Genomic DNA, 9,470 nt, shown 5'->3' on the forward strand with positions numbered 1-9,470 from the left:
GCTAACGCTCGGGCTGGTGCAGATGAGCTGCACGTCCGAGCCCTCGCGGAATCTCGACAAAGCGATCACGCAGATCGAAGATGCGGCGCGGCGCGGAGCGCAGGTGGTTTGCCTGCAGGAGCTGTTTCGGTCCCAGTACCCGTGCCAGGTGGAGGATCCGAAGTTCTTCGATCTCGCGGAACCGATTCCGGGACCGTCGACCGCCGCGCTTGGCCAAATTGCCGCCGCCCGCAAGATCGTGGTCGTAGCATCGCTGTTCGAACGACGCGCCGCCGGCGTGTATCACAACACCGCCGTTGTCATCGGCTCCAACGGCGACCTTATCGGTCGTTACCGCAAGATGCACATCCCCGACGACCCGCGTTACTACGAAAAATTCTACTTCACGCCAGGCGATCTCGATTTCGTCGCGCACCCGACCGCATATGGGACGATGGGCGTGCTCGTATGCTGGGATCAGTGGTTCCCCGAAGCCGCCAGGCTCACGGCAATGGCGGGCGCACAGGTGCTTTTTTACCCGACCGCGATTGGATGGTGGCACGGCGAGACGCCGGACGATCGGGTCAAGATGCTCGAGGCGTGGAAGACGATTCAGCGTTCGCATGCGATTGCCAACGGCGTCTATGTCGCGGCGGTGAATCGCACCGGCGTCGAGGACGATCTGGAGTTTTGGGGATCGTCATTCGTAGTCGATCCCTTCGGGGAGGTCGTGGCAAGCGCGGGGACCAGCCGCGAGGAAACTCTGGTGGTCGAATGCGATCTCGGGAAAATCGAACGCACGCGCCGGAACTGGCCGTTCTTAAGAGATCGGCGCATCGATGCGTACGGTGATCTCACCCGCCGCTTCCGCTCCTGAAAGTGCCGCCAATTCCCGACGACCATCGCAAGCGCTTGGCCGGCTATCGAATGCCGGCGGAGTGGGAACCGCATCTAGCCACCTACATCGTGTGGCCGCATAACCTCGACACCTGGCCGGGAAACTTCGACCCCATTCCGGGGGTGTTCGCGAAGATGGCCGCGGCGATCGCAGCCTGCGAACCACTGCGCGTACTGATCAAACACCCCGACGCTATCGAAACCGTTCGCGCGATGATCCGCGAGGCTGCCCGCGACGAGACAGTGATGGCGGGCATCGATCTGTTTCACCTGGACACCAACGATTCCTGGATCCGCGATCACGGTCCCATTTTCGTGAACCGAACTGAGCTCCGTGGACCCGGCCCCGGGCAAATCGCTTTGGACTGGAACTTCAATTCCTGGGGCGAAAAGTATGGCGCCTTCGATCTAGATGATGTGGTGCCGCGCCAACTGGGCGGTCGCTACCATTTTGAGACCATCGAACCCGGCATTGTCCTGGAGGGCGGTTCAATCGACCTCAATGGCATGGGCACCCTGATGACTACCGAGTCGTGCCTCCTAAACCGCAACCGCAATCCGCATCTCAGCCGCGAGCAGATCGAGGACTACCTGAAGAGTTACCTTGGAGCGACCAATATCTTGTGGCTCGGCGACGGAATTGCGGGCGACGACACCGATGGTCATATAGATGATCTGGCGCGCTTTGTTGCGCCCGATACGGTGGTCACCGTGGTCGAGGAAGATCCCGCGGACGTGAACTACCGGGTGCTCCAGGACAACCTCAATCGGCTGCGTACCATGCGCGACGAGCGAGGCGCGGCGCTGAAGATCGAAACTCTACCGATGCCACCGGCGCTGGTGTACGAAGGCACCCGCCTGCCCGCGTCTTACGCCAACTTCTATATTGCGAATGGCGCAGTTGTGATGCCGACCTTCGACTGTCCTGCGGATGCGGTTGCGACCGCGACCCTCTCGCGTCTGTTTGCCGGCCGCCGCGTGGTTGGCATTCCGGCGACCGAACTGGTTTGGGGGTTGGGTGCAGTGCATTGCCTCACCCAACAGCATCCGGCGTCTCGACCTTGACGGTGCACCTGGGCGCCCGGGCTCCTGCCCCGCGCTCGCCGTTCTTCCCTCGGGCCACCCGCAGTCGTATCGTCGGCAGCGGAGAATCCCAGATGTTAGCGCCGGCCGAACTGGTCAATCTTCACCGTTATCCAATCGATGACCTGTCATCCGAGCCGGCACGCCGCCTGGCGCTTCAGTGCCGGCGGCAACTCGATGAAACAGGTGCGTGCGAGCTGCCCGAATTTCTCACCCGTAACGGGGTCGCGAAGCTGGTGCAGGAGGGGGACGCGCTTTCGCCGCTTGCCTATCACAGCGTCGTCACCGGGACCGCCTACCTGGAGGTCCCGGACGAATCGTGGCCGGCTGACCACCCGCGCCGCTTCTTTGATCAGACCTCCGTGGGGGTGATCGCATACGACCAGTTTCCCGCGCATTCGGCGCTTCGGGGGCTCTACGAATGGGACGGGTTGATGGACTTTATAGCGGCGGCGCTCGCCAAGGACCGTCTGTATCGCTACGCGGATCCCATGGGCGCGCTGAACCTGGCGGTGATGGGCGCGGGCCAGCGGCTTCACTGGCATTACGACCAGACCGACTTCGTGACCTCGATTGCACTGCGCGCCTCGGAGCGCGGCGGTGATTTTGAATACGTGCCGCTCATCCGGAGCGCGACCGACGAGAACTATCCGCGGGTGAAGCGTCTTTTCGAGGGTTCCCCGGAGGGCACCGTCCGAGTGCCGATGCAGCCGGGCACGCTGCTGCTGTTCGAAGGCCGCAATTCGATACATCGCGTCACCCCGATTCATGGCGACACTACCCGCCTGGTTGCGCTACTCGCGTATGACACCAAACCGGGCACGCGGAGCAGCAAGATTCTGCAGATGGCGCGGTATGGGCGAACGGCGTAGGCGCCGGCCCGCCGCGGGGATCCGCCGCGAACGTGATCTGCTAGGCGAGCTCGAGGTACCCGCCCACGCGCTCTACGGCATTCACACTATGCGTTCGCTGAACAATCTGAGCTTTTCCGGCCGCAAGCTCGGCGACTATCCCATGTACGTCGGCTCCCTCGCCGTGGTGAAGAAGGCGGCAGCCCGCGCCAACCGCGATGCCGCCGTGCTTCCGGCCCGGCTCGCCCGCGCGATCGAGTCTGCGTGTGACGCGCTGATTCGCGGCGAACACCCGGAGCAGTTTCCGGTGGACATGCTTGGTGGTGGTGGCGAAATCGCCGTCAACATGAACCTTAACGAGGTGATTGCGAACCTCGCCAACCAGTCGCTGGGCGAACGCCGCGGCGGCTACGCGCCGGTACATCCCAAGACTCACGTAAACGCATCGCAGTCTACCTCGGAGGTCTGTCACTCGGCGGCGCGAATCGCGCTGGTGCAGATGTGGCAAGCTCTCGAGAGTGCGCTCGACGGCTGCGCCGCGGCCCTCGACACCAGCGCGCGCGAATTTGCGGCGGTCATGACTCTCGCGCGCACCTGTCTGCGCGATGCCGAAGCGACCTCGCTGGGAGAATTCTTTGGCGGACAGGCGCAGGCGGTAAGACGCCGCGCCCGTGAGCTCGGGCGCAGCATTGGGTCCCTACGATGGATTAACCTCGGCGGAACCGCGATCGGTTCGGGGCGCGGCGCGCCGGCGCCCTATCGGGCGCGGGTTTTGCGCCATGCTCGCGAGATCACCGGGATCGCGCTGCGGACCCGGGCGAATCTGTATGATGCGGCGCAGAATCTCGACGACCTCGGCGCAGTCGCCGCCCAGCTTGCGCTCCTGGCCGAGGTACTGATCAAAATTGCGGCGGATCTTCGTCTCCTGTCCTCGGGTCCAGACGGTGGGTTTGGTGAACTGAACCTGCCCGCAGTGCAGGAAGGTTCCTCCTTCTTTCCCGGTAAGATAAATCCTTCGGTTCCCGAAACCATGCTGCAGTGCTGCTTTCAGGTGCTCGGGTGCGAGCGATCGGTTCGTCTCGCGGTGGAGCGTGGCGAGCTCAATCTCAACATCTTTGCCGCGGCGGCGGTGACCAACCTGTTCGACATGATTTCGATGCTACAGCGGGCTTTAGTGCTCTTGGTCGAGCGCTGTCTGCAGGGCATGACGGCGAACGCCGAGCGCTGCGGCGCTCTCGCCACTCGCGCAATCGTAAGGATAGCGATTTAATCGATCTTACACTGGCAACAAGCCGTAAAAACTCAATAGCATCGTAACAATATCGGCCTACTCCACCTGAGAAGGCGCATACTGGGGAGGACGTTTTATGGCGGTACTGTCGGACTCGGAACGAAAGCTGATCAATGCCTATTGGCGCGCGGCCAACTACCTGACGCTGGGGCAAATCTACCTTCTCGAAAATCCGCTGCTTAAAGAGCGGCTTACCGCCGATCACATCAAGAAGCGGCTGCTCGGCCACTGGGGCACGTCGCCCGGCCTCAATTTCATGTACGTCCATCTAAATCGCGCAATCGTCAAGCGCGATCTCAATATGATCTTTATCGCCGGACCGGGGCACGGCGGCCCGGCGGTGGTCGCGAACACGTACATGGAGGGGACCTACAGCGAGATCTACCCGGAAGTCTCAAACGATCTCGCCGGTATGCAGAAACTCTTCAAACAGTTTTCGTTTCCCGGCGGCATTCCAAGTCATGCTGCGCCGGAGACCCCCGGCTCGATTCACGAGGGCGGGGAGTTGGGATACTCGGTTTCCCACGCCTACGGTGCGGCGTTCGACAATCCCGATTTAATCGTCGCGTGCGTGGTGGGAGACGGTGAAGCCGAGACCGGCCCGGCCGCTACCGCGTGGCACTCGAACAAATTTCTCGATCCGGCGCGCGACGGCGCCGTGCTGCCGATTCTTCATCTGAACGGCTACAAGATCGCCAACCCGACGATTCTCGCGCGTATCGACCACGCGGAACTGGAAAAACTGTTCGTCGGCTACGGCTACAAGCCGTACTTCGTGGAAGGCTCCGACCCCGACCTCATGCATGAGGCGATGGCCACGGCGCTCGACCGCTCGCTGGACGAAATCGTCGCGATTCAGCGAAGTGCGCGCGCTGCGAAATCGATCACCCGCCCGCAGTGGCCCATGATCATCCTGCGCAGTCCCAAGGGCTGGACCGCGCCCAAGGAAATAGACGGGCTCAAGGTGGAGGGTTACTGGCGCGCGCACCAGGTGCCGGTGGCCGACATGTCGACCCCGGAACACGTCAAGGTACTCGACCAGTGGATGCACAGTTATCGTGCGGAGGAACTCTTCGACGAGCAAGGCCGTTTGCGGCCCGAGCTAGCGGCATTGCCGCCCAAGGGCGCGCGCCGCATGAGCGCCAACCCGCATGCGAACGGGGGACTGCTGCTTAAGCCTCTCAAGATGCCCGATTTTCGCGACTACGCAGTCACCGTTAAAAGTCCCGGCTCCGAGACCGCAGAATCGACGCGCGTGATGGGAACGTTTCTGCGCGACATCATGAAGCTCAACCAGGAGGCACGGAATTTTCGCGTCATGGGGCCCGATGAAACGAACTCCAACCGGTTGGGTGCGCTGTTCGACGTAACCAACCGCGCGTGGGTCGCGGAGACGCTGCCCGAGGACGATCATCTGGCGCCGGATGGACGGGTGATGGAGATCCTGAGCGAGCACACCTGTGAGGGCTGGCTGGAAGGCTACCTGCTCACCGGGCGGCACGGCCTGTTCAGCACCTACGAAGCGTTTGTGCACGTGGTCGATTCAATGTTCAACCAGCACGCCAAGTGACGAAAGGTCTTGGGTAACCTTGAGCCACTTGGCGTGCTGATTCAATGTTCAACCAGCACGCCAAGTGGCTCAAGGTTACCCAAGACCTTTCGTGGCGCGCGCCGATCGCGTCGCTCAACTACCTGCTCAGTTCACACGTGTGGCGCCAGGATCATAACGGCTTCTCCCATCAGGACCCTGGCTTTATCGATCACGCGGTCAACAAGAAACCCCAGGTCATTCGCGTCTACTTGCCGCCGGATGCAAACAGCCTGCTCTCGGTGACCGACCACTGCCTGCGTAGCCGCGACTACATCAACGTCATCGTCGCCGGCAAGCAGCCCGAGCTCCAGTGGCTCGACATGGACGCGGCGGTAAAGCACTGCACGGAAGGTCTTGGCATCTGGGAATGGGCCAGCAGCGACAGGGGCGCCGATCCCGACGTGGTGATGGCGTGCGCCGGCGACGTGCCTACGCTGGAAACCCTGGCCGCCACGCACTACCTGCGAAACCAGTTTCCGGATCTCAAGATTCGCGTCGTAAACGTGGTCGATATCATGAAGCTCCTGCCGCACGACGAACATCCGCATGGACTCACCAGCCAGGAGTTCGACGAGATCTTTACCAAGGATCGTCCGGTGATCTTCGCCTACCACGGGTATCCTTGGCTGATTCATCGCCTGACCTATCGACGCACCAATCACGGCGGCTTGCACGTGCGGGGTTACAAGGAAGAAGGAACCACTACCACGCCGTTCGACATGTTGGTGAAGAACGATATGGGACGCTTCAACCTGATCGCGGACGCGGCCGCACGGATCCCGAAAATGAGCGCGGTCGCCGGCTACGTCCGCCAGGAGATGCGCGCCAAGCTGGTGGAACACCACGAGTACATCACGCGCTATGGTGAAGACCTGCCGGAGGTTCGCGACTGGAAGTGGGAGCTGTAGCGCAAAGCTCGGATGGAGAGTCGGGTTTTACACGGGGCGCTAGACGCGACAACGATTCGTGAATTTAGAACTTTGTAAGCTAGCCCCCGCCGAGAACGGCAGCAGGGGGAGGAGCGCGGAATAAAAACCGGGCCGCCGTGAATGCATCGCGGGTAATTCTCTGCATCAATTGCGGATCGTCATCTCTAAAATTCGCGCTGTACCAGCTTGCCGATGATGAGCAGCTCGTGGCCAGTGGCCAAGTCGATCGCATCGGAATCCCGGGCACAAGCATCAAGGTGCTCGACGGAAGTGGAGCGATCTTAAGAGAGGGGCCGTTCGAGCTTTCCCGCCTCGACGAGATTATCGGTGCAATTTTTGCGGGGCTGGAGCAACTTCACCTGCCGCGGCCAGTCGCGGTCGGTCATCGAATCGTCCATGGCGGCCCCGATCACACCGCGCCGGAACTGGTCACGGCCGAGGTGCTCGTGGCGTTGCGCAAGATCGTTACCTTCGTGCCGTTGCATCTGCCCGGTGCAATTGCGGCGATCGAGGCGATTAGCGCGCGCTTCCCCAAGCTCCGGCAGGTCGTGTGCTTCGACACCGCTTTTCACCGCACGCTGCCCGAAATCGCGGCGCGTTTTCCGATGCGGCACGAGCTCTGGGATCTGGGAGTACGGCGCTACGGCTTTCATGGCCTGTCATACGAATACATTGTGAGCGCTCTGGGCACGCAGTCGCGAGGCCGCGTCATAGTCGCGCATCTCGGCAACGGCGCCAGCCTGGCCGCCGTGCGCGACGGGAAGTCGGTAGATACGACCATGGGATTCACACCGACGGGTGGGTTCATGATGGGCACCCGCAGCGGCGATCTAGATCCGGGGCTCATTCTCTATCTGCTCCGCGAGAAAGGGTACGACGCGGAGCACCTCGACGAAGCGGTGAATCGTGCCGCCGGGCTGCTCGGTGTATCCGGAGTCAGCTCCGATATGCGCACCCTCAAGGAGTCACGCGATCCGCGTGCAGAACTGGCCCGCCAGATGTTTGGCTACCAGCTGCGCAAGCAGATCGGAGCGATGGCAGCGGCGCTGGAAGGAATCGACACGCTGGTGTTCACGGGAGGAATCGGCGAACACGACGCGGAGTTGAGATGGGAGGTATGCAGAGGACTGCGGCACCTGGGAATCGAAATCGACAGCCAGCGCAACGCCGCCAACGAAGATCCGATCAGCAGCACCGGCAGCGAATGCATGGTGCGCGTCATTCCCACCAACGAAGACCTAGTAATCGTCCGCCACACCCGTGCTGTCGTCGGCACCGCCGAGAGCGCGAAAGGACCGTTGTGAGCGTGGGTGCCGTGTGGCGCAGAATCCTGGTGCCGATTCAGTTTTCTCGACGCCTGCCGGGCGCCGAACTTGAGCTCGCACGCTCGATTGCGCGCACCAACCACGCAAAGATTGTGTTGCTGCACGTCGTGCCCCTGTCTTCTGCGGTCTCGGCGGATGCGAGCCTTGCCGCGCAGTACTTCATGGAGGCAGAGAAAGATGCCCAGCTGAAGCTGCGCAAAATCGCACAGAGCAAGCTTAAAAGTTTCGACGTCGAGATCGTCGTCGAGGTCGGTAATCCGGCGACCAGGATCGTGACGCAGGCGGCCAAGCTGCACGCTGACCTGCTGATAATCGCGACCCACGGGCGCACCGGGATCAAACGCTACTTGCTGGGCAGCGTCGCAGAGCACCTAGTTGCGCGTTGTCCCTGCCCTCTGCTCACCATTCGCCCGAGAAACGAGCACTAAAAACGCGAGGCTTCCCTTTGGACCGTCGGCTGCGTTCGCGCTTTCGCACCCCACCGTGGAGTGCGCGGGCGCCGTTGTTCTGTCGGGCGCGTGATGATACGCAGATCAAAGCTGTGAGAGCGAGACGAGCGCCGTGATCAGATCGAGCAAACGAACCACCACCCCGGTGAGAACCCGCCACCCGGCCGAGAAGCGCAAGCGGGGACGGCGCCCCATTCCGATGTTGCGTCAGCGAATAATACGCAGCGCCACGGAGCTGTTCGGCGCTAAGGGTTTTGAGCAGGTCCTCACTGACGAAGTCGCGTTACACGCTGGAGTCGGCAAGGGGAGCGTTTATCGCCAATTTGGCTCCAAGGAGCAATTGTACGCCGCCACCGTGATCGAAGGCTTCAAGCACCTGTGCAATCAGATCGAGGCGGCGCTCGCAGATGCGCAGTCGGATCAGGAGCGGCTTACCACTATCGTGCGCCATGCGATGACCTATTTCTGGGACCGCCGCCAGTTCTTCGTCTTGCTGCGCGACCCGACCAAGCTGCCGCGCGCCGAAGAAACCCGCTACCGCACCGAGCGAGGTCGCCTCGCGCGGCTGGTCAGCGACCTACTGGGCGAGGCTGGCCGTGAGGGCCGCATACGGGCGGACCTCGATTATGGAATGCTCGCGGAATGTCTGCTCGGTATGATGCGTGGCGTGCAGCGCTACCAGCGTGAAACCGTGCGGCTCGAGGACGCAATCGACGCAATCGTTTCGTTGTTTCTGGACGGCTGCAAACGGGACTGACGCGGAGCGGTTAAACGCGCGCGATCGACATGTGGACTCGCGGGTCCACAATTGAGATGATAGCCAAGGACGTGAGCAGTCCGGTCCGTTTCCGGGCACACCAGTTCAGCGCCAACTTTTTACGCCGGTTTACCGCCGGCACCAGGCGCGCGGCTCGTGTGTGTCCGCGAAATCCGCAATTCGCTCCTGTTGAAATCATTCCGCCTCCGGGATCGTCAATATGGTGATGGGGTGAGAGAGATTGAGATGACGCGATGAATTCAGACACCTCCATGACCGACGCCGACCGCCCTACCACCGCGCGCTTCACCCAGGCCG

At 61.9% G+C, this 9,470-nt stretch carries 10 protein-coding genes; 9 read left to right on the plus strand and 1 reads right to left on the minus strand.

Going from position 1 to position 9,470, the window contains the following annotated elements:
* The 9 genes from VGI36_18610 to VGI36_18650 all read left to right on the plus strand — a co-directional run.
* On the plus strand, nucleotides 1-856 hold an 856-nt coding region (locus VGI36_18610), incomplete at its 5' end, for a carbon-nitrogen hydrolase (protein ID HEY2487160.1).
* A 2-nt stretch (nucleotides 857-858) separates the two neighbouring features.
* Nucleotides 859-1,941, plus strand: coding sequence for an agmatine deiminase family protein (locus tag VGI36_18615; protein ID HEY2487161.1), 1,083 nt, complete (start codon nucleotides 859-861; stop codon nucleotides 1,939-1,941).
* A 92-nt stretch (nucleotides 1,942-2,033) separates the two neighbouring features.
* The gene (locus VGI36_18620) at nucleotides 2,034-2,831 is read left to right on the plus strand and encodes a hypothetical protein (protein ID HEY2487162.1); all 798 of its coding nucleotides are present in this window, start codon (nucleotides 2,034-2,036) and stop codon (nucleotides 2,829-2,831) included.
* Nucleotides 2,815-4,080 (plus strand): lyase family protein, encoded by a 1,266-nt coding sequence (locus VGI36_18625; protein HEY2487163.1) that lies wholly within the window; start codon nucleotides 2,815-2,817, stop codon nucleotides 4,078-4,080. The genes VGI36_18620 and VGI36_18625 overlap by 17 nt, the downstream gene beginning before the upstream one ends.
* A gap of 97 nt (nucleotides 4,081-4,177) precedes the next feature.
* A complete protein-coding gene (locus VGI36_18630; protein ID HEY2487164.1) occupies nucleotides 4,178-5,671 on the plus strand; it encodes a phosphoketolase family protein in 1,494 nt (497 codons plus the stop codon).
* 44 nt (nucleotides 5,672-5,715) lie between these two features.
* Complete coding sequence (locus tag VGI36_18635; protein HEY2487165.1) at nucleotides 5,716-6,600, plus strand: hypothetical protein; 885 nt, start codon at nucleotides 5,716-5,718, stop codon at nucleotides 6,598-6,600.
* 137 nt (nucleotides 6,601-6,737) lie between these two features.
* The gene (locus tag VGI36_18640) at nucleotides 6,738-7,925 is read left to right on the plus strand and encodes an acetate/propionate family kinase (protein HEY2487166.1); all 1,188 of its coding nucleotides are present in this window, start codon (nucleotides 6,738-6,740) and stop codon (nucleotides 7,923-7,925) included.
* Nucleotides 7,922-8,374: a universal stress protein gene (locus tag VGI36_18645; protein HEY2487167.1), complete on the plus strand. Its 453-nt coding sequence runs from the start codon at nucleotides 7,922-7,924 to the stop codon at nucleotides 8,372-8,374. The genes VGI36_18640 and VGI36_18645 overlap by 4 nt, the downstream gene beginning before the upstream one ends.
* Nucleotides 8,375-8,507: 133 nt before the next feature.
* Nucleotides 8,508-9,152 (plus strand): TetR/AcrR family transcriptional regulator, encoded by a 645-nt coding sequence (locus VGI36_18650; protein HEY2487168.1) that lies wholly within the window; start codon nucleotides 8,508-8,510, stop codon nucleotides 9,150-9,152.
* A gap of 10 nt (nucleotides 9,153-9,162) precedes the next feature.
* Here VGI36_18650 and VGI36_18655 read toward each other — a convergent pair.
* A partial coding sequence (locus tag VGI36_18655; GenBank protein ID HEY2487169.1) for a hypothetical protein occupies nucleotides 9,163-9,470 on the minus strand: 308 nt, incomplete at its 5' end.

Source organism: Candidatus Binataceae bacterium (assembly GCA_036495685.1).
Lineage (GTDB): Bacteria > Desulfobacterota > Binatia > Binatales > Binataceae > JAFAHS01.